The organism is Azospirillum sp. UFLA03-27 (assembly GCF_059803775.1).
This window is the reverse complement of sequence record NZ_JAUQTX010000033.1, coordinates 13,297-37,094: the sequence shown is the minus strand read 5'-3', so window position 1 is coordinate 37,094 and position 23,798 is coordinate 13,297. Positions and strand designations below refer to the sequence as shown.

The 23,798-nt window shown below is 68.1% G+C and carries 24 protein-coding genes; 15 read left to right on the top strand and 9 right to left on the bottom strand.

Features of this window, described 5'->3' with window-relative positions; translation table 11 throughout:
* Positions 1 to 628: 628 nt before the first annotated feature.
* Positions 629 to 883: a hypothetical protein gene (locus tag Q4I23_RS07660; protein ID WP_498525789.1), complete on the bottom strand. Its 255-nt coding sequence runs from the start codon at positions 881 to 883 to the stop codon at positions 629 to 631.
* A 662-nt stretch (positions 884 to 1,545) separates the two neighbouring features.
* Here Q4I23_RS07660 and pyk point away from each other — a divergent pair.
* Positions 1,546 to 2,964, top strand: a complete 1,419-nt coding sequence (gene pyk, locus Q4I23_RS07655) for a pyruvate kinase (protein ID WP_454016840.1) — start codon at positions 1,546 to 1,548, stop codon at positions 2,962 to 2,964.
* Positions 2,965 to 3,037: 73 nt separating this feature from the next.
* On the opposite strand, the gene Q4I23_RS07650 is transcribed toward pyk, so the two are convergent.
* Positions 3,038 to 4,039 (bottom strand): aldo/keto reductase, encoded by a 1,002-nt coding sequence (locus tag Q4I23_RS07650; protein ID WP_498525788.1) that lies wholly within the window; start codon positions 4,037 to 4,039, stop codon positions 3,038 to 3,040.
* Positions 4,040 to 4,175: 136 nt separating this feature from the next.
* Here Q4I23_RS07650 and Q4I23_RS07645 point away from each other — a divergent pair, with 136 nt between their 5' ends.
* A complete protein-coding gene (locus Q4I23_RS07645; protein WP_149167191.1) occupies positions 4,176 to 5,084 on the top strand; it encodes a LysR family transcriptional regulator in 909 nt (302 codons plus the stop codon).
* A 28-nt stretch (positions 5,085 to 5,112) separates the two neighbouring features.
* On the opposite strand, the gene Q4I23_RS07640 is transcribed toward Q4I23_RS07645, so the two are convergent.
* A complete protein-coding gene (locus tag Q4I23_RS07640) occupies positions 5,113 to 5,877 on the bottom strand; it encodes a metallophosphoesterase family protein (RefSeq protein ID WP_454016837.1) in 765 nt (254 codons plus the stop codon).
* A 199-nt stretch (positions 5,878 to 6,076) separates the two neighbouring features.
* Positions 6,077 to 6,766, bottom strand: coding sequence for a hypothetical protein (locus Q4I23_RS07635; RefSeq protein ID WP_498525787.1), 690 nt, complete (start codon positions 6,764 to 6,766; stop codon positions 6,077 to 6,079).
* 189 nt (positions 6,767 to 6,955) lie between these two features.
* Here Q4I23_RS07635 and Q4I23_RS07630 point away from each other — a divergent pair, with 189 nt between their 5' ends.
* Both Q4I23_RS07630 and Q4I23_RS07625 read left to right on the top strand, forming a co-directional pair.
* Positions 6,956 to 8,617, top strand: a complete 1,662-nt coding sequence (locus Q4I23_RS07630) for a CorA family divalent cation transporter (RefSeq protein WP_498525786.1) — start codon at positions 6,956 to 6,958, stop codon at positions 8,615 to 8,617.
* Positions 8,618 to 8,780: 163 nt separating this feature from the next.
* Positions 8,781 to 8,939 carry a DUF3309 family protein gene (locus Q4I23_RS07625; RefSeq protein ID WP_014198602.1) on the top strand — a complete coding sequence of 53 codons (159 nt, stop codon included), beginning with the start codon at positions 8,781 to 8,783 and terminating at the stop codon, positions 8,937 to 8,939.
* A gap of 66 nt (positions 8,940 to 9,005) precedes the next feature.
* On the opposite strand, the gene Q4I23_RS07620 is transcribed toward Q4I23_RS07625, so the two are convergent.
* On the bottom strand, positions 9,006 to 9,242 hold the full coding sequence (locus Q4I23_RS07620; RefSeq protein ID WP_014198603.1) for a hypothetical protein: 237 nt from the start codon (positions 9,240 to 9,242) through the stop codon (positions 9,006 to 9,008).
* Between the two features lie 199 nt (positions 9,243 to 9,441).
* On the opposite strand from Q4I23_RS07620, the gene Q4I23_RS07615 reads away from it, so the two are divergent.
* Positions 9,442 to 9,918, top strand: a complete 477-nt coding sequence (locus Q4I23_RS07615) for a CYTH domain-containing protein (protein ID WP_454016834.1) — start codon at positions 9,442 to 9,444, stop codon at positions 9,916 to 9,918.
* A 208-nt stretch (positions 9,919 to 10,126) separates the two neighbouring features.
* Entirely contained in the window at positions 10,127 to 10,771 is a 645-nt protein-coding gene (locus Q4I23_RS07610; protein ID WP_498525785.1) for a BON domain-containing protein, read from the top strand.
* Positions 10,772 to 10,855: 84 nt separating this feature from the next.
* On the opposite strand, the gene Q4I23_RS07605 is transcribed toward Q4I23_RS07610, so the two are convergent.
* Positions 10,856 to 11,278, bottom strand: coding sequence for a bacteriohemerythrin (locus tag Q4I23_RS07605; protein ID WP_269145397.1), 423 nt, complete (start codon positions 11,276 to 11,278; stop codon positions 10,856 to 10,858).
* 220 nt (positions 11,279 to 11,498) lie between these two features.
* Here Q4I23_RS07605 and Q4I23_RS07600 point away from each other — a divergent pair, with 220 nt between their 5' ends.
* Complete coding sequence (locus tag Q4I23_RS07600) at positions 11,499 to 12,305, top strand: Fic family protein (protein ID WP_498525784.1); 807 nt, start codon at positions 11,499 to 11,501, stop codon at positions 12,303 to 12,305.
* A 13-nt stretch (positions 12,306 to 12,318) separates the two neighbouring features.
* Here the strand turns inward: Q4I23_RS07600 and Q4I23_RS07595 are convergent, their stop codons facing one another.
* Positions 12,319 to 13,995 carry a CocE/NonD family hydrolase gene (locus Q4I23_RS07595; RefSeq protein ID WP_498525783.1) on the bottom strand — a complete coding sequence of 559 codons (1,677 nt, stop codon included), beginning with the start codon at positions 13,993 to 13,995 and terminating at the stop codon, positions 12,319 to 12,321.
* A 255-nt stretch (positions 13,996 to 14,250) separates the two neighbouring features.
* Positions 14,251 to 14,766 carry an adenine phosphoribosyltransferase gene (locus tag Q4I23_RS07590; RefSeq protein ID WP_498525790.1) on the bottom strand — a complete coding sequence of 172 codons (516 nt, stop codon included), beginning with the start codon at positions 14,764 to 14,766 and terminating at the stop codon, positions 14,251 to 14,253.
* Positions 14,767 to 14,965: 199 nt separating this feature from the next.
* Between Q4I23_RS07590 and Q4I23_RS07585 the strand changes: the two genes are divergently transcribed.
* The 5 genes from Q4I23_RS07585 (at position 14,966) to Q4I23_RS07565 (ending at position 19,377) form a co-directional block, all read left to right on the top strand.
* Entirely contained in the window at positions 14,966 to 16,102 is a 1,137-nt protein-coding gene (locus Q4I23_RS07585; RefSeq protein WP_454016829.1) for an MlaE family lipid ABC transporter permease subunit, read from the top strand.
* A 48-nt stretch (positions 16,103 to 16,150) separates the two neighbouring features.
* Positions 16,151 to 16,903: an ABC transporter ATP-binding protein gene (locus tag Q4I23_RS07580; RefSeq protein WP_454016828.1), complete on the top strand. Its 753-nt coding sequence runs from the start codon at positions 16,151 to 16,153 to the stop codon at positions 16,901 to 16,903.
* A 9-nt stretch (positions 16,904 to 16,912) separates the two neighbouring features.
* A complete protein-coding gene (locus tag Q4I23_RS07575; RefSeq protein WP_454016827.1) occupies positions 16,913 to 17,872 on the top strand; it encodes an MlaD family protein in 960 nt (319 codons plus the stop codon).
* Complete coding sequence (locus tag Q4I23_RS07570) at positions 17,869 to 18,534, top strand: ABC-type transport auxiliary lipoprotein family protein (protein WP_498525782.1); 666 nt, start codon at positions 17,869 to 17,871, stop codon at positions 18,532 to 18,534. Before Q4I23_RS07575 ends, Q4I23_RS07570 begins: the two co-directional genes overlap by 4 nt.
* An 81-nt stretch (positions 18,535 to 18,615) precedes the next feature.
* Positions 18,616 to 19,377, top strand: coding sequence for a DUF6969 family protein (locus Q4I23_RS07565; protein WP_498525781.1), 762 nt, complete (start codon positions 18,616 to 18,618; stop codon positions 19,375 to 19,377).
* A gap of 25 nt (positions 19,378 to 19,402) precedes the next feature.
* On the opposite strand, the gene rpoH is transcribed toward Q4I23_RS07565, so the two are convergent.
* Entirely contained in the window at positions 19,403 to 20,302 is a 900-nt protein-coding gene (gene rpoH, locus Q4I23_RS07560; protein ID WP_454016824.1) for an RNA polymerase sigma factor RpoH, read from the bottom strand.
* Between the two features lie 299 nt (positions 20,303 to 20,601).
* Here rpoH and Q4I23_RS07555 point away from each other — a divergent pair, with 299 nt between their 5' ends.
* The 3 genes from Q4I23_RS07555 to Q4I23_RS07545 all read left to right on the top strand — a co-directional run bounded on the left by Q4I23_RS07555 (position 20,602) and on the right by Q4I23_RS07545 (position 23,786).
* Entirely contained in the window at positions 20,602 to 22,011 is a 1,410-nt protein-coding gene (locus tag Q4I23_RS07555) for a cytochrome ubiquinol oxidase subunit I (protein ID WP_454016823.1), read from the top strand.
* Positions 22,012 to 22,016: 5 nt separating this feature from the next.
* A complete protein-coding gene (gene cydB / locus Q4I23_RS07550) occupies positions 22,017 to 23,024 on the top strand; it encodes a cytochrome d ubiquinol oxidase subunit II (RefSeq protein WP_103041523.1) in 1,008 nt (335 codons plus the stop codon).
* Positions 23,025 to 23,111: 87 nt separating this feature from the next.
* Complete coding sequence (locus Q4I23_RS07545) at positions 23,112 to 23,786, top strand: hypothetical protein (protein ID WP_498525780.1); 675 nt, start codon at positions 23,112 to 23,114, stop codon at positions 23,784 to 23,786.
* Positions 23,787 to 23,798 lie beyond the last annotated feature (12 nt).

The following is a 23,798-nucleotide window of genomic DNA, read 5'->3' as shown; positions in this document are numbered from 1 at the left end:
TGTCGGTTGGATGTTCACCCTGACCGCCACCGCTTACAACCTGATCCGCCTGCCCAAGCTGCTGGCGGCGGCATAATCACGCCCGCAATCCGCCTGAACGGCGGTTTCGGGAGCCTCGGAGCGAGGAAAAACGCTCCTTCCCGACCAAATCGCCCGCTGAAACCCGCATTTTTATCCTCAACGGAGGCAAAAGGCCGAAATATGTTCGTTTTTCCGCACCCTGCTAACCCATCGCAACATTCCCGGCTGAGCCCGCGGCGCGCCCGAGCCGGGCCGTGTTACCGCCCATGTCGAAGACGTGGCTGATATGGTGGCGTTCGCCCCCGTTCATCGCTTCGTGGCAGCCGTAGCGGCTGTCGCCGTGAATGCCATAATGCGTTTGACATGAGCCGGTGCGCGTGACGGCCGACCAGGAGGGCGGGATCACGTTGAAGCTGTCTCTGCGGCTTCCAAGCCGACCGGCCTCCCTCCCGACCAACGCCGCGCTACTGCATGCTCCGGACCTTGGCCACGTTCGTGATCTGCTGTCTTCGGATGTTACCATTGCTTCGCACCGGTGCTCTGCATCCGTCACGAGCGGGCACCTGACCCACAAGAGTTCAATAGCCTCATCGCGCGGCGGGCAATCTCAAGCGCCCTGGCCGTTGTTGGGAACATTGCCCTCGTTTACGCTGCTGGACTGGCCGAGTCCTATGTTCAGCCGACGGTCGAACATTTCTCCGGCTTGGGCCGGGCGGAGAGAGAAGCGCTCAATGGCGGGGTTGATTTGCTGCTCGTCGCGTTCGACGCGACAGTGTTTACGCGGCGTGATGCCACAAGTCTCCGGCATCGATGGGTGAGCTTCGACGCTCGACGGATGTGCCAACGGAAACATGGCGAACAACCCATCACCTACCCCCGCTGCCTGAGGAGCAGGCACTCCGCCGAGAGCAGCAAACAAAGGCGGTTGCCCATCCCCGCAACCAAATCACCTGTTCGCCAAGGCCGGTTCCCGCTCGGGACCGGCCTTTCGCATTTCCAGACCACGTCACTGATCAAGGCCCAATGATCATGCGACGGCGTCGCCAAAGGCCACCGACCGTGGTGGAGGACCGGGCACCTGACGGTGTTAACGTCTTCCCGGAGGGCTGCATCTCCAGCACCGGCTCGCTGCGTAGCACATGACGCAACCTGGGCCGACTTCGGAGCAGTTTTCCGATCCGAAGCCGGCACCCGGTCAAATCCCGTCCCGCACCAGGGGGAGCGCAGGCCAGCACTGAGTGTATGGTAGATGGCGTCGCACCCCGGCTGGTTGCCGGATAGCGTCTTCACGTGACCGTTCGGTGACGGATCGATGATGATTGGGGGTGCGAACGGACGCGGGAACCGGCCCGGCGGCGGCGGCTCTGCCACAGCCGGGCATTATTGCGGGTTCGGTGGTTGTCAGCGGGCCGTTACCCACCAATGTGAACGGCAGCCGGGCGGTTCCATGATCGCCCGCTTCCCACCCGGCGTGCCCGCCGTTCGACACTCCATCAAGGAGGCGGCCCTAGAGGCCGAAATTATATGCGTCGTCACCGCCGCGCGAAGATCGTTGCCACGGTCGGTCCCGCCAGCAACACCCCCGAGATGCTGAAGCGGCTGTTCCTGGCCGGCGTCGATACCTTCCGCCTGAATTTCAGCCATGGGACGCACGAGGACCACGCCAAGGTCCACGCCGCCATCCGTGCCCTGGAGGCCGAGATGGGCCGTCCCATCGGCATTCTTCAGGACCTGCAGGGGCCGAAGATCCGCGTCGGCACCATCCGTGACGGCAAGATCACCGTCGCCGCCGGCGAATCGATCCGCTTCGTCCTGTCCGGCGCCGATGGCGACAAGGCCGCAATCCCGCTGCCCCATCCGGAAATCTTCGCCGCGGTGATGCCGGGCCATAATCTGCTGATCGACGATGGGCGCGTGCGCGTCGCCGTGACCGGGCTGGGCGACGACTACATCGACGCCAAAGTGGTCATTGGAGGGACCATCTCCAACCGCAAGGGCGTCAACCTGCCCGACACCGTGCTGGAACTGTCGCCCCTGACCGCCAAGGACCGCGTCGACCTCGCCTTCGGGCTGGAGCTGGGCGTCGACTGGGTGGCGATGTCCTTCGTGCAGAAGCCCGCCGACCTGCTGGAGGCCCGCGGGCTGATCGGCGACCGCGCCGGGCTGATGTCGAAGATCGAGAAGCCGGCGGCGCTGGACCGCATCGACGACATCATCCGCCTGTCGGACTCGGTCATGGTCGCCCGCGGCGACCTGGGCGTCGAGATCCCGCACGAGGAGGTGCCGGGCCGCCAGAAGGAGCTGGTGCGCGCCTGCCGCCTCGCCGTCAAGCCGGTGATCGTGGCGACGCAGATGCTCGATTCCATGGTCAACGCGCCGACCCCGACGCGGGCCGAGGCGTCCGACGTGGCAACCGCCATCTATGACGGCGCCGACGCGGTGATGCTGTCGGCGGAATCGGCCAGCGGCGCCTTCCCGGTGGAGGCCGTGGAGATGATGGACCGCATCATCCGCAGCACGGAGCAGCACAAGCTCTACCGCTCGATCATCGACGCGTCCGACCCCGGCGAGGAGCAGACCGCGCCCCACGCGGTGGCCGCCGCCGCCGCCGATCTGGCCGAGGTGATCCACGCATCGACCATCGTCGCCTACACCTCCAGCGGCACCACAGCGGCGCGCATCGCCCGGCGCCGCCCGGCGGTGCCGATCCTGGCGATCACGCCGCACGCCGCGGTGTCGCGCCGCTTGTCCCTGCTCTGGGGCGCGCACAGCGTCCTGTCCGCCGACATCCACACCTACGAGGAGATGGTCGAGCGGGCGCTGGGCTTCGCCAAGGAGGAGGGCTTCGCCAAGCCCAACGACCAGATGGTCGTGGTGGCCGGCATTCCGTTCGCCAAGGCGGGGACCACCAACAACCTGCGCGTGGTGCAGGTCGAGGGGTAAAGGGGCCGGCGGCAGCGGTGCCCCCTCCCTAACCCTCCCCTGCGAAGCGGGGGAGGGCCGGGGTGGGGGCGGGTCAGCGCTGCCTGTACGTCTCGCTGTCCATATGGACGAGCTGCGCCGCCGGGTAGCGCTCGCCCGCCGCGGCGCCGGGCGGCAGGGCTTCGGCCAGTTGCGCCAGATCCTGCGCCGACAGGGTGAGGTCCAGGGCGCCCAGCGCCTCGGCCAGACGGTCGCGGCGGCGGGCCCCGACCAGCGGGACGATGTCGCGGCCCTGAGCCGCCACCCAGGCGATGGCGACCTGGGCGACGGAACCGCCGATGCGTTGGGCGATCTCCCGCAGATGCTCCACCAGCGCCAGGTTCCGCTCCAGATTCTCGCCCTGGAAGCGCGGACTGCGGCTGCGGAAATCCTGGCCCGTCCGGTCCTTGCTCCAGTGGCCGCTGATCAGGCCGCGCGACAGCACGCCGTAGGCGGTGACGCCGATGCCAAGCTCCCGACAGGTGGGCAGAATGGCCTCCTCGATCCCGCGGGAGATGAGTGAATATTCAATCTGCAGGTCGCTGATCGGGTGCATCGCGGCGGCGCGGCGGATGGTTTCCGGGCCGACCTCCGACAGGCCAATGTGGCGGATGTAGCCGGCCTTCACCATGTCGGCCATGGCGCCAACCGTGTCCTCGATGGGGACGCTCGGGTCGAGCCGCGCCGGGCGGTAGATGTCGATGTGGTCCACGCCCAGCCGGCGCAGCGAGTAGGTCAGGAAGTTCTTCACCGCCGCCGGGCGGGAGTCGTAGCCGTTCCAGCCCATCTGCGGGTCACGCAGGGCGCCGAACTTCACGCTGATGAGCAGCTTGTCGCGGTCGCGACCGCGCAGGGCGTCGCGGATGAGCAGTTCGTTGTGCCCCATGCCGTAGAAGTCGCCGGTGTCGAGCAGCGTGATCCCGGCGTCGAGCGCCGCGTGGATCGTGGCGATGCTCTCCTCCTGGTCGGCCGGACCGTAGAAGTCCGACATGCCCATGCAGCCGAGGCCGATGACCGAGCTGACGGGGCCAGCGGCCCCGAGCGTGCGCTGTTCCATGTTCCTGATCCTCTCCGTCCGTCGCGGCGCCGTTTCAGCGCCGCCTTGCCCTGGATGATGATCCGGCGCCATTGATCCGATAAGATGGACAATCCCGAACGGGCTGTTCACTGCATCGAACAATCGGAACCTGGGAATGGACGACACCGACCTGCGCGATCTGCAAGCCTTCGCCGCCGTCGCCCGCCACCGCAGCTTCCGCCGCGCGGCGCTGGAGCAGCGCGTGTCCGTCTCCAGCCTCAGCCAGCGGATGCGGGAGCTGGAAGAGCATCTCGGCGTCCGCCTGCTGAACCGCACGACCCGCAGCGTCGCCCCGACCGAGGCCGGGGAGCAGCTTCTTCGCCGGCTGGAACCCGCGCTGGGCGAGGTGGCCGGCGCCCTGTCCGACCTGAGGGAGCGCCAGGGGCGTCCGGCGGGGCGGCTGCGCATCAACGCGCCGGCCCCGGCGGTGGATCTTGTGCTGGCCCCGATGGTCACGCCCTTCCTGACCCGCTTTCCGGATGTGGAACTGGAAATCACCGTGGACATCGCCCTGATCGACATCGTAGCGCAGGGCTACGATGCGGGCGTGCGGTACGAGGAACATCTGGCGCAGGACATGATCGCGGTGCCGCTCGGCCCGCCGCAGCGCTTCGTGCTGTGCGCGGCGCCGTCCGTGCTCGACCGTTTCGGGATGCCGGAACGGCCCGAGGACCTGCTGGGCAAGCCGAGCGTCTCCACCGTCTACGCCAGCGGCGCCCACCCGCCCTGGGAGTTCGAGAAGGACGGCCGCATCGTGCGCATCCAGCCCGGCGGCCCGTTCCACGCCGGGCACACCGGCATCCAGTTGCGGGCGGCGCTCGATGGGCTAGGGTTCCTGATGACCTTCGACGATTATGTGCGCGAACACATCGCCGCCGGTCGTCTCGTCGCCGTGCTTGAGGACTGGAGCCAGAGCTTTCCCGGCCCCTTCCTCTATTACCCCTCGCGCCGCCAGCCCCCGGCGTCGCTGCGCGCCTTTCTCGACTTCCTCAAGGACTGGCGCCGTCAGGCCGCCGCGCCGTGAGGCGTCAGATGGTCCATGTGAGGCGTCGTCAGATGGTGCAAAGGAAGCGGCGCTCCCCACCCTCCAGGACCAGCGCGGTCAGCCGGTTGGAAGCGTAGGCTCCGGTGTCGATGCCGATGCGGTTGGAGCGGATGTCCGGCTGCTCGACGATGGTGTGGCCGTGCACGACGAGCTTGCCGTGGTCGAGGTGGGAGGTCAGGAACTCCCGCCGGATCCACAGCAGGTCCTCATCCCGCTGGCGGTGCAGCGGCAGGCCGGGGCGGATGCCGGCATGGACGAACAGATAGTCGCCGATGGCGACGCTGGAGCGGAGCCCGGCCAGGAAGGCCCGGTGGTGGGGCGGCAGGGCGGCGGCGAAGCGCTGGCGGGCTTCGTCCACATGCTCCGGCGGGGCGTCCTCGACGGGGGCCGGAACGCCGTAGCTGGCCAGCGTCGCCCGCCCGCCATACTCCAGCCAGTCCGGCCCGGCCTCCGGCTTCTCGATGAAGTCCATCATCGCGGCCTCGTGGTTGCCGCGCAGGTGGATGGCGCCGAAGCCGGGCAGCGGTTCCCGGCACAGCCGTTCGATGACCATCGCGGAATCCGGACCGCGGTCCACATAATCGCCGAGGAAGACCAGATACTTGACGAGGTCGGCGCCGCTCGCCGCGTCGCGGTCGATCTGCGCCAGCAACTGGTCCAGCAGATCCAGGCGTCCGTGGATGTCGCCCACCGCGTAGACGCGCACGCCCCGCGGCACATGGCTCGCGACGGGCTCCGGGTCCGACCACAGTTTGCGCGCAAAGCCGAACACGCTCCGCTCTCCTCCGTCTTCGATGGGTGGGTCCTGCCTTGACAGGATGGGGATGACGGCGCGCGCTCTCAAGTCGGACAGCCGCTTGCCCGGGCCGCCTTCACCGAATTCATCCTCATGGGGCGAGTCGGACGGCAAAGAGTGGGTGCGGTCAAGCGGCCGGAATGGGTACCCCGGACGGCGTTCCTTGGCGGCGCCGTCAGGAGCCGGGCATCGCCCGGTCCAGGGCTTCCAGCAGGCCGCCCAACCGGAACTCCACGGTCCGCCGGTCGAGCCGCGGCCAGTGATAGACCTGCGTCGCGCTGCCGGCCTGCTTTTGGAACTCCAGCCGCAGGGGGCGGTCCGAGCGGATCAGCGGCATCAGACGCTCCATCGGGCCACAGGTCAGGCCGATGCGCCGCGGCTCCTTGATGGCGGCGAAGCGCCTCAACATTTCCGCCCCGGCGTCCTCGTCGGCGATGGCGCCCTCGGCCACCTGACTTAGGAAGCGGGTGAATTCGGGCGGCCCCGCCTCCGAAGCCGTGTCGGGCTGGCCTGCTTCATCGAGCGCATCGGCGAGCTCGGAAAGCTGCTGCGGTGTGTAGAAACGCTGCGGCGGGGCGCCGTCCACCACCAGGGTGACCGGGCGGGCGAGCGCGATGGGCTCGTCGAACACGATGTAGAGGGAGGTGCAGGCCGCGTCGCGCACCGCGCTGATGCTCAGCTCGCCGAGGCCGCCGCGGTTGTCGGGGAAGGGCTGGACGGCGGACACGGTGCAGCGCCGCCCGGCACCCTCGCCAGCGCAGACGGTGTCGGAGACAATATTGGAGACAGGGGCCTCCACGGCAAGGGCGGACGTGGCCGTTCCCAGCCCGGCCATCAACAGGAACAGACCGATCCGGCGCGTCATCGGCAAATGAATCCTTCTCCGGCGCATGATCTGAACGGGGGACGCTACCAGGGCCGGGCTTTCGTCCTGGTTAATGGTCCGGTTCGATGGGATGGTGCGAATGCCCGGCAACCCCACCTTGGTGCGGCGTTTTCGCCGGTCCGGACTCTGCTAGGATGTGGGAAAAGAAGGACAAGGGGGAGGGGCGCCATGGACGAGAGCCCGATCCGCGTGCGCCGGTTTCGCGAAATCCTGCTGTGGCCGGTGCAGTTGATGCCGCTGAAGGCGGGCGCGCAGGTCCAGAACCATTGGGAGTGGCTCGGTGGGCCGGGCTGTCCCTGGCAGGAGGTGGCGGACGAGTTCACCCAGGACCCCGGCGAATTCAGTGAGCGTCATTACAGCGAGTTCGTGTCCTTCCTGCCCTATGTGCAGCGCTTCCTCTATGGCGAGGGGGAATCGCGCGACCATCGGCCCGGCTATGGTGGTTCTCCGATCCGCGCTTTCCGGCGGCGCGACGTGGCGGCGCTGATGGTCACCCTGCGGCGGGGGCAGGCGCCGCTGCGCTTTGCCATCGCCCATGTCGATCTGCATTTCTTCCACGACGTCGATGTGGCGATCCTCGTCGTCGAGCTGTTCGGCGAGGACATTCCGCTGGACCGCGTGCAGGACACGCTGTTCCGGCTGGGCCGCACCTATCCGCCCGCCTGGGAGCCGGACGGCAGCGCGGCGCAGTGCCCGCACCGCGTCGAATGGATCGGCGCCGACGGCGCCGTGCTCGCCGTCTCGGACTATGAGCGGAGGGCCGATTACCTGTCCTTCGTGTGCCGCCACCGGGCGCCGCGCATCGCCGCCCACTGGTTGTTCCTTCTGCGTCCCCTGGTCCACCACCATTCGGAGGAGACCGGGCTGCTCCGCTACCGCCAGCTCGAATATCAGCGGATGCCGGCCATGGCCTATCTGTCGCTGGACGAGCCGGAACGGCTGGAACGGGCGGATTGGGTGCGGCTGGGCTTCGCCACCTCGCCAGGGCTGGGACCCAGCGAGGTGATGCCCTTTGCCACGGCCTTCCTGGAGGGGTTCGAGCAGCGCTACTGCTACGACCGCTACTGGGACCCGCGGGCGCCCGGCGCCTGGACGCGCAGCCGCATCCTGTGCTGCGGCCACTCGCTGGTCATGGTAGGGCCGGAGGGCGACGCCTTCTTCACCGACGCGGAAACCGGGCTGCTCGGCCAGTTCCGGCACCAGTATTTCCTGCTGGGGCTGGTCGTGCATTTCCACCGGGCGGCGCTGGTGATGCTGTCCGACCGGCTGGTGCTGGCGGTCAGCCAGCTCGACATCGGCACCGTGGAGTCGGTGAAGCGGTTCAAGCGCGACATCCGGCAGGTGTTCGAGATCTTCCTGCGCTTCACCCACCGCTACTGGTTCCACGAGCTGTCGATCCAGGGGCCGCTGCGCGACCTGTTCCGCCTGTGGGCTGGGCATCTCGGCACCGACCGCCTCTACGCCGAGGTGCGGGACGAAGTTCAGGACATGTCGGACTATTTGGACAGCGATGGGCTGCGGCGGCAGGCCAACACGGTGCTGCGGCTGACCGTGGTCACGGTGGTCAGCACCATCGGCACGCTGGTCACCGGCTTCCTCGGCATGAATCTGCTCGCCATGGCCGACGACCCACTGCCGACGCGTGTTCTGTTCTTTCTGTTCGTCCTGCTGGCGACGGTCGGTCTGATCGCCTTCAGTGTGATGCGCTCCAAGCGTCTTGCCGACTTCCTGGAAGCGCTGTCGGACGAACGGTTGCCGGGGCGGAGCAAGCTGGCACTGCTGGCGAAGGTGTGGGAACGCCCGAGTCGCCGCGCCGGACCGCCTTTGTGAGCCGGGGAAAGTCAGTGGACGTGAACTTCGTAGAAAAGCCGGAAGGGTAGGGCGTTGCTTCCCCGAATGGAGATGACGGGCGCCAAAGAACAGGAGAGGGGCAGGAACCAGCCGGCCAAGCTCGCGTTCTTCTCAGCGAAAGCTCCACATTTGGGAGGACGTCATGAGCATCGGCACCATTCTGCTCATCATTTTGATTCTCGTTCTAATCGGCGCGGTTCCGGCCTGGCCGCACAGCCGCGGTTGGGGCTATGGCCCGAGCGGTATCCTCGGCGTGCTGCTGCTGGTCCTGATCGTGCTGCTGCTGATGGGCCGCATCTGACGGGCAAACCGTCCGGGCAACCCAACGCGCGGGCGCCGTTCCCGTTCCGCCACCGGCTTCCGGGCGTCACGCTCCGGGGCTGCGGCCGGGACGGGAACGGCGCCCGTTGCGCATGACGAACATCAGCCAGCCGATCGGCCCCAAAATCAGAACCATCACCACCCAGCCGGCCCGCGGGCCGAAGGGGCAGCGCGTGCCGGGCGGGGGACGCCACGGGCCGCCGCGCCGTGACAGCATCACGTGGAGGAGGGGCGCGCCGTAAAGGGCGAACAGGATCAACCAGGGTGCGAAGTCTTGTGCCATGGCGGCATGCTACCCCAGAACGAGTGGCCGCTCCCACCACGGAGCGTCGGGAACCGCGTCGTGGGCGCTTGTTCGATGATGTGTCCAAATGGTAATACCGCAACGCAGGAATGGACTTCATGCGTATGAGGCATGGTTGCGCCGCAACGTCGCGGGCGATTATCCTCAGCGGCGTCCGATATGCCGAAAGGCGGATATCATGGCGGTTGAGATCGAACGGCGCTTTCTGGTGCGGAGGGATATCCGTCCCCTGTGCCGAAATGGCCTGTCCATCGTCCAGGGCTATCTGCCCTCTGACGATGGCCGCACGGTGCGGGTCCGGGTGGCCGGGCCGGACGCCACGCTGACCGTCAAAGGCCCCCGTCGCGGCCTGTGCCGCGAGGAGGTCGAACACCGACTCCCCCTCGACCTCGCCCTGGGTCTGCTGCGTCACAGTTGTCGTGGCGGCCTGATCGAGAAGACCCGCCATCTCATCCATCACCATGGTCTCCGCTGGGAAGTCGACGTGTTCGGCGGCGAGAACGCCGGTCTGGTGATCGCCGAGGTCGAACTGTCCCATCCCGACCAAGTCGTTCCGCTTCCCGATTGGGTGGGGGCGGAGATCACGCACCGGGCGGCCTACAGCAACTCCGCCCTGTCGCGCAGCCCGATCCGCCACTGGGTCAGCGCGGCTTAACTTCCCTCCCGGAAAAAAAGAAGCCCCGGTCCGAAGGGGGACCGAGGCCAAGGCTGCGTGGATGACTGTGTGCAGCGCAGCAATCCGCGTGCCAGATTGTGTAGACACTCCGGCGATGCGCCGAAAGGGGAACGCAGCCCGGCTCCGTCCTGTTGCAAAAGGGCCGTCCGGATGGGCGGCGGGCAACGGCGAACGGGAGTCTGGCACGATGGCTCAGTACGAGAACCGGTGGAAGGACGAGGCCCGCAACGTGGACGAGGACGACCGCCGCGCCGTCCGCGACCGCAACGAATTTGGGCGCAGCGCCTACGGCGCAGGCGGTTATCCCCGGAGTGATTACGAAAGCGGCGGTTCCGGCGGACGCGATCCCAGCCGCCGCTGGGGCAGCGACTGGGGTCACGCCGAGCGCGGATGGCATCGCGACGACCGCGGGTGGGATGACCGGGTGCGGGGTGAGCGCTATCGCGACGAGCCCATCGGCATGGCGCGGGAGCGCAACTTCTGGGAGCAGGCCGGTGACGAAGTCGCCTCCTGGTTCGGCAATGACGATGCCGAGCGCCGCCGCGAGGAGGACGAGCGGCGCGCCCAGTTCCGCGGCCGCGGCCCACGAGGCTACACCCGGTCGGACGAGCGAATCCGCGACGATTTGAACGACCGCCTGACCGAGGACCCCTACCTCGACGCCACCGACATCGTGGTGACCGTGTCGGGTGGCGAGGTCACGTTGGACGGCACGGTGGACGACCGCATGGCGAAGCGCCGCGCCGAGGATCTGGCCGACGCCATCTCCGGCGTCCGTCACGTCCAGAACAATCTGCGCCTTCGCGAGGCGGGCGGCACCATGGCCTTCTGATATGGCCTTCTGATCGGGTGCCGGCCTCCGAGGCGCTGCGAGACGCCCCCGCTCCACCCGGTGCGGGGGCTTTCGCGCGTGCGCTCAATGGGCGGCGGTGCTGCCGGCGTCTTCGGCCATGAAGGGGCTGTACTGCTTGTCCACCGACTGGATGTGCTCGATGAACCATTCCTTCAGGAGGAGGATCAGGTCGATGCGCAGCATCATCTCGTTGCTGTCGTCATCGTCCAGGGTCAGCTTGTGCACCTCGTCGATGAAATAGCGGTGCGCGGCCCGGTGGGCGTCGAGGCCGGGATAGCCCTGCTGCTCCATCAGCGCCTCCTCCCGCTCGAAATGCACGGTCGTGTATTCCTGCAACCCCCCCAGCAGCCCGGACAGGCTGTCACGGTCCTTCTCCGCGATCCCGGCCTTCAGCAGCCGGTTGAACATGTCGAGCAATTTTCGGTGGTCGTCGTCGAGAATTTCGACGCCGACGCTCATCGATTTATCCCAGGCAACATGTTGCATCGGATCAATCCTTTCAGAGGGCCGGGTCAGGCGAGTATAGGGGGGCGGAAATCTTGTATTGCGATGTTAAAACCGGCAACCGCGGCGGCACAAGCGGCAAAAAACCGCAGGCCGGAGGTTGCGCCGCACCCTGTTGATCTTGTGGGCCGGCAAAGGATGTGCTTCCCCGCGCGCCGTCCAGGCATTATGAAAATGCCAGGGATCTGCGGAGTTCGGGACGATGGCGCTGCTGGACGATATTCTGGAGAAGAAGCGGGTTCTGGACGACGCCCGGCCGATGCCGCTGACGGTGGTCCGCGATCTGGCCGACCGATTCGAGCGCGGCCTGACCACCGCCTGCCTCCTTGTCGAGGGGGTGGAACTGTCCTCCGAGGACATCCGCATGGTGTTGGACCGTGGCGCGGTGCTGCGCAGCCGACCGGCCGAGCCGCAGCGCCTCGCGCTCAACCATCGGGCCGCGCTGGAACTGATGGCCCGCCTGTCCTTCCAGGGCGGCGGGGTGGTGACGGAGCGCACCATCGCGGCCTTCCACGGCGTGCTCTATCAGGGGATCGACACGAACGCCGGGCGCTACCGGGACGGCGCGCTGAAGGACGACGCCGGGGCTTCGCCCGATCCGGCGAAGGTGCGGGTGTCGATGTCGGCGCTGTCCGGCTGGCTGCGCCGGACGGAAGCGGGGCCGGAGGCCGCCTTCGAGGCGCATCACCGGCTGATGAGCGTCCGCCCCTTCTTCCAGGGCAACGCGGCGACCGCGCTTCTGCTGTGCAATCTGATCCTCAACCGCGCCGGTTTCCCGCCGGTGGTGATCACGGACGAGGATCGCGAGATGTACGCCGCGATGGTCGAGCGCGCCTGGTCGCTCGGCGACAAGACGCCGTTCCGCGACCTGATGATGCGCCTGCTCGACCGCAGCCTGAATCTGTGCCTGCGCAGCGCCGCCCGCGCCCTTCGCGACTTCGAACCGGCCGACGAGGATGAGCACGGCTTCGACGGCGACCATGACGAGGGCTATGGCCGGCGCCTCTGACGGGGTTTGACGGTCAGCCTCGGGCCGGCAGCAGCAGGCGCGACGGGCGGGCGCCGCCGCCGTGGATGAGCAGGGTGATCGGCTGCGCGTCCACCAGCCGGGTTTCGCCCGGCTCGGCTCCCGTTCCCGGATTGATGGGATAGGCCGGGAAGCAGGACCCGGCGAGGCTGAGGCGCAGCGCGCTTCCGGTGGGTAGGGTCGCGCAGAGCGCGCGCAGGACCACCGGCATGGGACGCTGCTCGCCGCCCGGTTCGACCCGCGCGTGACCCTGGCTGAGCGGCAGGACGCGGCCGTCGGGCAGCACGGCGGACAGGACGGCGCTGACGTCGAAGGACGGGGCGTCCGCCTCCACCCAGATTTCCAAAGCGGCGAAGCCGGACAGCGTCAGCGGCGCGGTGAGCGGCGCGGTGTCGTAGACCGCCACGTCGGGGCGGGCGTCTGCGGCGGCGCGGTCGCGTGGGCCGGCGTCGGGCACCGCGTGACCGCCCACGGTGGGCACTGGATCACGCGGATCGTGGACCAGCACGTCGAGGAACGCTTCGTCCGGAGCATCGTCGCGCAGGGCACCGCCGCGCCGCGTGGCGAGTCCGTCGCTCGACAGATGCAGCGGCTGTGCGGCGGGCGGCAGGGCCGGCAGGTCGCGCCAGCGGCGTTCCAGAACGTCGAACAGACGGATCGGCCCGCCGCGCTCCGCGCCGTTCATCTCCCCTTTCAGGAAGCGCTCGAACCAGCCGAGTTGCAGGGCGTCGAAGGACGGCACGTCGGACGGCTTCAGGCTGTCGAGCCCGGCATGGACCGCCACCCCGTGGCGATCCCAGGGGCCGACCAGCAGGCGGACGGTGCCGTCGCTGCCGGTGGACAGGGCCTCGTGCGCCGCCAGCGTGCCGGTCAGGCGCGGGTCGTACCAGCCGCCGATCTGCAGGATGGACACCTCTCCGAACCCGCCGTCGGACAGGGCGTGGCGGGGGGACAGTTCGTCCCAGCTTCCGCCAGGGCCGGGTGTGGTCAGCCAGTCGTCGTAATGGCAATGCCGTGCGTAATCTCGCAGCACCCGCGGGCGGGAGGGGATCTCGTCGTCCAGCGGCAGGCTGCGGATCGCCTCCAGGAGCGCGCGGTAGGCCGCGCCATCCTCCAGCCGGCGGGCGGACTCCGCCGCGCAGTGCAGCGCCCAACCCATCGCGTCGGCCAGCCGGAAGGCCCCGCCCTCCGTCGCCCAGTCGGTGAACACGTCCCAGCCGGCCAGCGCCGGGACCACCGCGCGCAACGCGGCGGGCCGCTCGGCCAGAGCCAGGAGCTGCGCCATGCCGGCGTAGCCGCTGCCGTACATGCCCACCGTCCCATTGGAACCGGGCAAGGAAGCCGCCCAGGCCACCGCGTCGGCGCCGTCCTCGCGCTCCGCCTCGAAGGGGCGGAATCGGCCCTCCGACGTGCCGCGACCGCGCACGTCCTGCACCACGACGACATAACCGCGGGCGGCGTACCAGCGCGGGTGCGCATAATGGCTGGTCATCGCCGTGCGCCGCCCGCAGGCCAGACGCAGCAGCAGGACCGGCCAGGGGCCGACCCCGTCGGGGCGGTAGAGGTCGGCGTCCAGCCGCACACTGTCGCGCGTCCGCATGGAAACGGTTTCGGGAGGCCGGACGGCCAGGAGGGGCGGCTGTTCGAGAATCACCGGGGCCATATGGGTCATGGGGCGCCCTGCCGAGCAACTGTGACCGGTAACTCTCGCAAGCGCTGTGCCATGACCGGTCCAAACCCTCTCCTTCCTGGGGAGAGGGCCGGGTGAGGGGGATTTACGCCCGGCAGGGCGGAGAAAAGCTCCTGTCCTGCGGCGGTGGCCGCCTTCGGCGCCCCCTCATCCTGACCTTCTCCCCAGGGGGGAGAAGGACCTGTGTCGCGCTGCCTTCGCACAAACGATGGGCAGACGCCTTTCCGGAAGGCGCTTTTACGAATCGTAGCTCATCAGCGAGACGCTGGGCACGTCCAGCTTGTCGCGGCCGTTGAGGAAGGTCAGCTCGACCAGGAAGGCGGCGGCGCGGACGTCGGCGCCGACGCGGCGCAGCAGGCTGATCGCCGCGGCCATGGTGCCGCCGGTCGCCAGCAGATCGTCGAGGACGACCACGCGCTGGCCGGGCTTCACGGCGTCGGCCTGAACCTCGATGGTGTCGGTGCCGTATTCCAGGTCATAGGAATGGGCGACCTTGTCGCCGGGCAGCTTGCCGTGCTTGCGCACCATGATGAAGCCGGTGCCGAGCGCCAGGGCCAGCGGGGCGGCGATCAGAAAGCCGCGGGATTCGATGCCCACCAGCAGTTCCGGCTTGTGCGGGCGCAGCGCCTCGGCGAGCCGGTCCACCGCTTCCTTCCACGCCTCGGCGTGAGCCAGCAGCGGGGAGATGTCGTAGAAGAGGATGCCAGGCTTGGGGAAGTCGGCGATGCCGCGGATGTGGTTCTTCAAATCGATGGGGTTCGGCATGGTGAAAAGGTTCCTGTGCAACGGCGGCGCCATACTATCGGGGCGGCCGTCCGCGTGCAAACCACCGCTGTGCGGCTGTTTTTCCCCGGCTTGAGGTTGACCATCGGGGGGGCTTGCGGCCAAGTTCCTCTCCACAAGCATGAGCATTGCCGCATGGCGGCACCGGAAGGGAAGGGCAGGACGGGGCATGGCGCGCGAAAGGGCGTGGTTGGAATCGTCGCGCGCCGGCGACGGTGAGTGGCGGCTGACGGCTCTCGGCCATTGGGATTTGAAGGCCGCTGGCCCCCTGTCGGGCACGCTCGACCGCTTCGCGCTGGACGGCGGCGGGGCGGTCAGCCTCGACCTGTCGCGGCTGGACGCCATGGACACGGTGGGGGCCTATCTGCTGTCCGCCCTGTCCGACCGGCTGAAGGCGGCGGGCCACGGCGTCGATCTGGCCGCCATCCGCCCGGAGCACGCCGCCCTGTTCGACGCCGTGCGCGAGGTCGGTCCCCCGCCGGTCGAGCGGGCGGCGACGCACCACCCGATCCTCGACATGCTGGAGCGCACCGGTCGCACCGCCGTGGATGGGCTGCGCGAGGGGCGGGACCTGCTGTCCTTCCTCGGCCTCATCGCGATCACCTTCGGGCGGCTGATCGTCAATCCGCGGCGGCTGCGCTTCCGCTCGGTGATGTTCCACATCGAGCAGACCGGGCTGAACGCCCTGCCGATCCTCGGGCTGCTGTCCTTCCTGATCGGCGTGGTGCTGGCCTTCCAGGGGGCGGACCAGCTCCGCCGCTTCGGGGCGGAGCTGTTCGTGGTCAACCTGCTGGGTGTGTCGATCCTGCGCGAGATCGGCATCCTGATGACCGCGATCATCGTGGCCGGGCGCTCCGGCTCCGCCTTCACCGCGCAGATCGGCACCATGAAGGTCAATCAGGAGGTGGACGCCATCAGCACGCTGGGGCTGGACGTGGTGGAGCTTCTGGTGGTGCCGCGCGCGCTGGCCCTGATGATCACCCTGCCGCTGCTGGCCTTCTACGCCGACATCATGGGGCTGTTCGGCGGTGCGGTGATGAGCTACGCGACGCTGGACATCACCTTCGGGCAATTCATCCGCCAGCTTCACGGCGCCGTCACGCTGCCGCATTTCGTGGTTGGACTGGTGAAGGCGCCGGTCTTCGCGCTGGTGATCGCCATGGTCGGCTGTTACGAGGGGCTGAAGGTCTCCGGCAGCGCCGAGAGCGTCGGCACGCTGACCACCAAGTCGGTGGTGGAGTCCATCTTCCTGGTGATCGTCCTGGACGCGGTGTTCTCCGTCCTGTTCTCCTTTCTCAGGCTGTGAGGGACCGTGGCGCCGTGTGACGACAGACAACCGGATGCGCAGGACGCGGTGATCCGCGTGCGCGGGCTGGTCACGCGCTTCGGCCCGCAGGTGGTCCATGACGGGCTCGACCTCGACGTGCGGCGGGGGGAGGTGCTGGGCGTGGTCGGCGGGTCGGGCACCGGCAAGTCGGTCCTGCTCAAGGAAATCCTCGGGCTGATCCGCCCGGCGGACGGCCGGATCGAGCTTCTCGGCCGCGACACCGCCGACCTGCCGGAGGCGGAGCGGGTGGCGCTCCAGGCGCGCACCGGCGTGCTGTTCCAGAACGGCGCTCTGTTCAGCTCGATGACCGTGGCGCAGAACGTCATGGTTCCCTTGCGCGAGCACACCGACCTGTCGGCGGCGCTGGCGGCGGAGATCGCGCGGGTGAAGATCGCCATGTCCGGCCTGCCGGCCAACGCCGGGGCGAAGTTCCCGTCGGAGCTGTCGGGCGGCATGATCAAGCGCGCCGGGCTGGCCCGCGCGCTGGCCCTCGATCCCGACATCCTGTTCCTCGACGAGCCGACGGCCGGTCTGGACCCCATCGGCGCCGCCGCCTTCGACCAGCTGATCCGCAACCTCCAGCGCAGCCTGGGGCTGACCGTCTTCATGGTCACCCATGACCTGGACAGCCTGACCTCGATCTGCGACCGCATCGCCGTGCTGGTGGACAAGAAGATTCGCGTGGGCACGCTGGAGGAGCATCTCCGCGACCCGCATCCCTGGATTCACGACTATTTCCACGGACCGCGCGGCCGCGCCGCGCGCCATGCAGAAAGCTGACCGGACGCCATGGAAACCCGCACCAGCTACATCCTCGTGGGCAGCTTCGTGTTGGCCTTGCTCGCCGGCCTCTTCGTCTTCACGGTATGGGTCGCCAAGATCCAGCTGGAGGAGACGCGCCAGCCCTATTACATCTACTTCACCGGCTCGGTGACGGGTTTGCAGGAGGGCAGCCCGGTGCGCTACCGCGGCATTCCCGTGGGCACGGCGACCGACATCCGCCTGGACCCCAACGACGTCAGCCGCGTGCGCGTGCGGATCGAGGTGCAGGAAGGCACGCCGATCAAGACCGACTCCATCGCCTCGCTGGAGGTCCAGGGCATCACCGGCGGCGCCTATGTCCAGATTTCCGGCGGCACGGAGATGAGCGAGCTTCTGCGCACGGCGCATGACGGCGGCATCCCGGTGATCCCGTCGCGCCCGTCGTCGCTCACGGTCTTCGTCGACGCCGCCCCGCAGCTTTTGAACCGCGCATTGGACCTGACCAACCGGGTGGCGGACCTGCTGACACCGCAGAACCAGGCGGCCATCGCCGAGATCCTGGCCAACACCCGCGACCTGACCGGCGAGCTGGCCCGCGCCAGCCAGGGGCTGGACACGACGCTCGCCCAGGCCAACCGGACGCTCCAGGGCTTCGAGACGGTTGGGCCGCAGATCGGTGAAGCCATGGACCAGGCGCAGCGCACACTGGCCGCGGTGGAGAGCGGCACCAAGACCCTGACGGGCGACTTGCACACGCTGGCCGGATCGCTGAACAAGACCGCCACCCAGCTCAACGCCATGATCGGGGAGAACCGCGGGGCGATCCGCGACTTCACCGGCGGCGGGCTGTATGAGCTGACCTTGCTGATCTCGCAGTTGCGCGACCTGTCGGGGCAATTGTCCCGCGTCGTGACGCGGATCGAGAACGACCCGTCGAACTTCCTGTTCGGCGGAACCCGCCAGGGCGTGGAGGTGCGTGGACGATGATGAGCCGTTTAATGAAGGGGGTGGGGGCGGCGTTGCTGACGGTCGGCCTGATGACCGGCTGCGCCGCGCTGAACCCCACCGCGCCCAGCCTCTACACGCTGACGCCGGGAACCGTGGCGGAGTCCGGGCTGCCGCCGGTGCGCTGGCAGTTGCTGGTGGAGCCTCCGGCTGCCAGCGCCGGGATCGACACGCCGCGCATCGCGGTCACCCGCTCCGCCACCGCGCTCGACTACTTCGCCGGGGTGTCCTGGGCCGACCGGGCGCCGAACATGGTGCAGGGGCTGATCGTCCAATCCTTCGAGGACAGCCGGCGGATCGTCTCGGTCGGGCGGGATTCCGCGGGCTTGCGCTCCGACTTCCTGCTGAAGACCGAACTGCGCGACTTCCAGGCGGAATTCAGCGACGCCAGTGCCGCGGCGCCGGACCGGGTGCGGGTGCGGCTGTCGGCCAAGCTGGTCGCCATGCCCAACCGGACCATCGAGGCGGGCGAGACCTTCGATGCCGTGGTCCCGGTGCGCGGGTCGGATTTCACCGACGTGATCGCCGCCTTCAACACGGCGCTGGGCCAGGTGGAAGGCGCGCTGGTGGATTGGACCCTGCGGCGGGGCGAGGCGGTGTTCCGTGCGGATGCCGGCCATGGCCGTTCGGCGGGCGTCCGTTAAGGAAAGCGCTTGCTATGCGTACAAAGCCTCATACGTAATAGGGATCTGGGAAGGGCAGGGGCTGACGTGGCAGAGCATCCGATGATGGAGCTTTCGGAGCTTTCGCGCGACGAGTTGCAGGCGATGTCGGAGGCCGCGCGGGAGGTCCGGCTGTGCCAGCGCGTCCTCGCCAAGACCGGCGACACCGTGGTGGGGGAATTGCTGCGCGGGCACGGCACGCTCTACGAATGGCGCCACTACCCGCCGGGCGACGTCTATGACGCCGAGTATCACGCCCAGTACTATTATCATTGCCACCCCGAGGACGAGCGGCCCGACGGCGAGCACGGGCACTTCCACACCTTCCTGCGCCCGCTGGGCATGCCGCCGGGTATGGAGCCGCTGCCGCTGCGGGATTACGAGGAGCCGGACAACCCCAACGACGCGCTGTCCCATCTGGTGGGGATCGCCATGGACGTGGCGGGGCAGCCGGTGCGCCTGTTCACGACGAACCGCTGGGTAACGGGGGAGACGTGGTACGCGGCCGACGACGTGATCCGCATGCTCGACAGCTTCACCGTCGACCACGCGCGTCCGTCCTGGCCGGCGAACCGCTGGATCACCGCGATGATTCGGCTGTTCCGGCCGCAAATCATAAGCCTGCTGCACGAACGCGACCGGACGGTCGTCGCCTGGAGCGACCGCCATCCGGACGGCTGGGTCTACGAGGATCGGACGCTGGAGGTCACGTCGCAGATTCTGATCTCGGTGGAGGAGCAGATCGCGACGGTGGAGCACGCGCTGCGCGGCGTGCGGCGGCGGTCCTCCGTGCTGCCGGAGCCGCCGCGTTTCGTCACGCCGTAACGCACCGTGGGGAGGCTGCCGCCGGTCACACCGGCAGCAACGCCTTGCCGGTGATGCCCGGAATTTGCCGGGCCTGGGCCATCACCGCCTTCTGAACCTTCTCGAAGGCGCGCACCTCCAACTGGCGCACGCGCTCGCGCGAGACGTGGAAGTGCTGGCTCAGCTCCTCCAGGGTCAGCGGCTCCTCGCGCAGGCGGCGGGCCACCAGGATCTGCCGCTCGCGGTCGTCCAGAACGCCCAGCCCCAGCTTGAGGAACTGCTGCCGACGCTTGCGCTCCTGCGCGCCAGCCAGGATCGCCTCCTGGTCGGGCCCCTCGTCGGCCAGAAGGTCCAGCCATTCGCTGTCGCCGTCCTCGGCCAGGGTGGCGTTGAGCGAGCGGTCGGTGCCCAGCCGGCGGTTCATCTCGATCACGTCGGCCTTGGAAACGTCCAGCTCCGTCGCGATGCTCTCCACCGCTTCCGGAGACAGGTCGCCGCCGAATGTGCCGTTCTCGGCGTCCTGCAACTGCGCCTTCAGCCGGCGCAGGCTGAAGAACAGCTTCTTCTGGGCCGCCGTGGTGCCGATCTTCACCAGCGACCAGTTGTGCAGCACATACTCCTGGATCGCCGCGCGGATCCACCAGGAGGCGTAAGTGGCGAAGCGGAAACCCTTGTCGGGGTCGAACTTCTGCGCCGCCTGCATGACGCCGACGTTGCCCTCGGCAATCAGGTCGGACAGCGGCAGGCCGTAGCCCTGATAGCCGCGGGCCATTTTGAAGACGAGCCGGAGGTGGCTGCCGATCAGCTTGTCGAGGGCGCGGCGGTCCTGCCGCTCCCGCCAGCGGATGGCGAGGTCGCGTTCCTGCTCGGGGGTGAGGTAGTCGTACTTGCGGGTTTCTTTTAGAAAGAGGGTGAGGGGTTCGCCAGAAACTGCCAGTTCCGTCAAAGAGCTTCTCCTGATTCCGGCATCCTCGGGAAACACCCTGCAATGGACCGATGCCCCCCAGCCCGGCTGGCCGGCGGGGCCATCGGAGCGGGGTGGGATCGGCTGTGGCCCAGGGCCGGCCGTGAATATGTGGATGTCGGCAAGAGCTTAGAAATAAGAGGTCGCGGCGGCGGTTCAAGGGGTGGGGGGAAAGAAAGTATCCGCAGCCGGAAAATGGGAACTCCCCGGGACAGACCGCGTTGGGGGTCGGTTGGGCCGGCTGGAATCGGCCCTGTGAGCGCCAACGGAGGACCGCGGCCATGGACCTCGATCCGCTGCTTCTGTCACGAATCCAGTTCGCTTTCGTGATTTCTTTTCACATTCTTTTCCCATCTTTTACGGTGGGGCTCGCCTGCTGGATCGCGGTTCTGGAAGCGCGGTGGCTGATCACCGGCAAGGCGCTGTACCGCAGCCTGTCGGAATTCTGGACGCGGATCTTCGCCATCTCCTTCGGCATGGGCGTCGTCTCGGGAATCGTGATGACCTACCAGTTCGGCACGAACTGGAGCCGCTGGTCGGACATCGTCGGCAACGTGCTGGGGCCGCTGATCCAGTACGAGGTGGTGACCGCCTTCTTTCTGGAAGCCGCCTTCCTCGGCATCCTCCTGTTCGGACGGGACCGCGTGCCGCGGGGCATTCATTTCCTGGCGGCGGTGCTGGTGGCCACGGGGACGGTGCTGTCCTCATTCTGGATTTTGTCGGCGAACAGCTGGATGCACACCCCGGCGGGGGCGGAACTGCGCGACGGGCGGTTCTTCGTCACCGACTGGTGGGCGGTGGTTTTCAACCCCTCCTTCCCCTACCGGCTCGCCCACATGCTGACCGCGATGTTCCTGACCACCGGATTCGTGGTGGCGGGCATCAGCGCCTTCTACCTGCTGCGCAATCGTTTCCTGGAGCACGCGCGGGTCGGCCTCAGCATGTCGCTGGCGCTCATCACCATCCTGGCTCCCTTGCAAATCTTCCTCGGCGACCTGCACGGGCTGAACACGCTGGAGCATCAGCCGGCCAAGATCGCCGCGATGGAGGGCCATTGGGAGGGTGGAGCGCGGGCACCGCTGATCCTGTTCGCCATCCCCGACAACGAGGCGGAGACCAATCACGCCGAAATCGCCATTCCCGCCCTGTCGAGCCTGATCCTGACCCACGAGTGGGACGGGGTGGTCCCGGGCCTGAAGAATTTCCCGGTGGAGGACCGGCCCAACCCGGAGATCCTGTTCTGGACCTTCCGCATCATGGTGGCCATCGGCATGGTCATGCTGACGGTGGCGCTGATCCATCTGGTGCAGCGGGTGCGCGGGAGGCTCTACAGTCCGAACTGGTTTCACAAGATTCTGGTCGGCTGCATGCCGCTGGGCTTCATCGCCATCCTGGCCGGTTGGTTCACCACCGAGATCGGGCGCCAGCCATGGGTGGTCTACGGTATGATCCGCACGGCGGATGCGGTGACTCCGGCGCTGACCGGCGGGGCGGTGCTGACCTCGCTGATCGTGTTCATGGTGGTCTACACGATCATCTACGGGGCCGGGACCTACTACCTGTTCCGCTTGCTGACCATCGGTCCGGCGCGGTTGATCGACGAGGATCTGGAGATTCCCGCGGTGGCGCAGGGCCACCAACCGAAGCGGCCCCTGTCGGTGCCCGGCGAATCCATCGAACCCGCGGAGTGACGTCCATGGAAGGCAGCCTGCTGACCCTCGCCTGGGTCGCCATCGTCGGTTTCGCCGTCTTCATGTATGTGCTGATGGACGGCTTCGACCTCGGCATCGGCATCCTCTACCCCTTCGCCCCCAGCGAGGAGGCGCGGGACGTGATGATGAACTCCGTGGCGCCGGTCTGGGACTTCAACGAGACGTGGCTGATCCTCGGCGGGGCGGGGCTGTTCGCGGCCTTTCCCATCGCCTACGCCGTCGTTCTGCCGGCCATGTATCTGCCGCTGCTGCTGATGCTGATCGCGCTGATCTTCCGCGGCGTCGCCTTCGAGTTCCGCTTCAAGGCGCGGAGCAGCCGCCATCTGTGGAACAAGGCCTTCTTCCTGGGCTCGCTGCTCGCCACCTTCGCGCAGGGGGTGGTTCTCGGCTCCTTCATCCAGGGGATCGAGGTGGAGGGGCGCAACTTCGCCGGGACCATGCTGGACTGGCTGACCCCCTTCAGCCTGTTCTGCGGCGTGGCGCTGATCGCCGGCTACGCGCTGCTGGGGAGCACATGGCTGATCTGGCGGACGATTGGCATCCTGCAGGATTGGTGCTTCCGCGTGGCGCGGCGGCTGCTCATCGTGGTGCTGGTTCTGGTCGCGGCGGTCAGCCTGTGGACGCCCTTCCTGGACGCCTCCATCGCCGCGCGCTGGTTCTCGGTGCCCAACATCCTGCTGCTGTCGCCGGTGCCGTTGATGGTCGGCTTCCTCGCCTTCGGCCTGTGGCGGGCGCTGGACGAGGGGCGGGAGGTGCTTCCCTTCGCCTTCGCCATGGGGCTGTTCGCCCTGTCCTATCTGGGGCTGGCGATCAGCCTGTGGCCGGTGCTGATCCCGCCGGGGATCACCGTGTGGCAGGCGGCGGCCCCGCCGGAAACCCAGGTCTTCCTGCTGATCGGCATGGCTTTCCTGATTCCGACGATCCTGATCTACACCGCCTACAGCTACTGGGTTTTCCGCGGCAAGGTAACGGGCGCCATTGGTTATCATTGATGGTGGTTATCATTGATGGCGGCGAACATTGAGAAACCGCCCAACGCTGGCGTACAACAGCCGACCATCTTCGACGGAGACCGCACCATGACCCCAGACACCGCCCCGGACATCAGCTTCGCCGAGGTGATGCTGCGCAAGGGCGCGGAGCTGCTGCAGGACACGCTTCCGCAGGACGCGGCGGAGGCGGCGGTCAACGTCATGGCGCGCCGTCTCGCCATCGCCGCGACGATGGACGCTCCGCTGGTCGTCCACGCCGAGGGCGGTGGGCGGCCCGAGATGTTCGAGGAGGCGATGCGGCTGGCTGGAGTCTCCGCCGGGGAGCGCGCCGCCGCCCTGGCCGAGGCCCGGCAGGCCGAGCGCGCCGTGGTGTTCGAGTTCGACGGCACCGGCCCGCTGACCGGCAACCGCGTGGTCGCCGCGGTGATTCGTCCGGAGGACCGGCCGGACCTTCTGGAGGCCTACATCGCCATCGGGCGCCTGCGCGATGGAACCGCTCAGGTGACCGTCGCCCCGGCGACCCTGCGCCTCGACGCCCGCGCGCTGGCGGAGACGCTGGCGCTGATCGGTCCGGCGGCGCAACACAGCCTCAACGCCGCCAACGCCGCCATGGCCCACGCGGCGAACATCACCGCTTTGCCGGGGCATGAGCTGGACAGCATGCCGGGCGCCCTGGTCGCGCTCTACTGGCATGCCTTCTGCCTGTCCTCGGCCCGCACGCGGCTGCGCCCCACCGGGCCGAACGCGCCGACCCTGCATTGAAGGCCGGGAGAC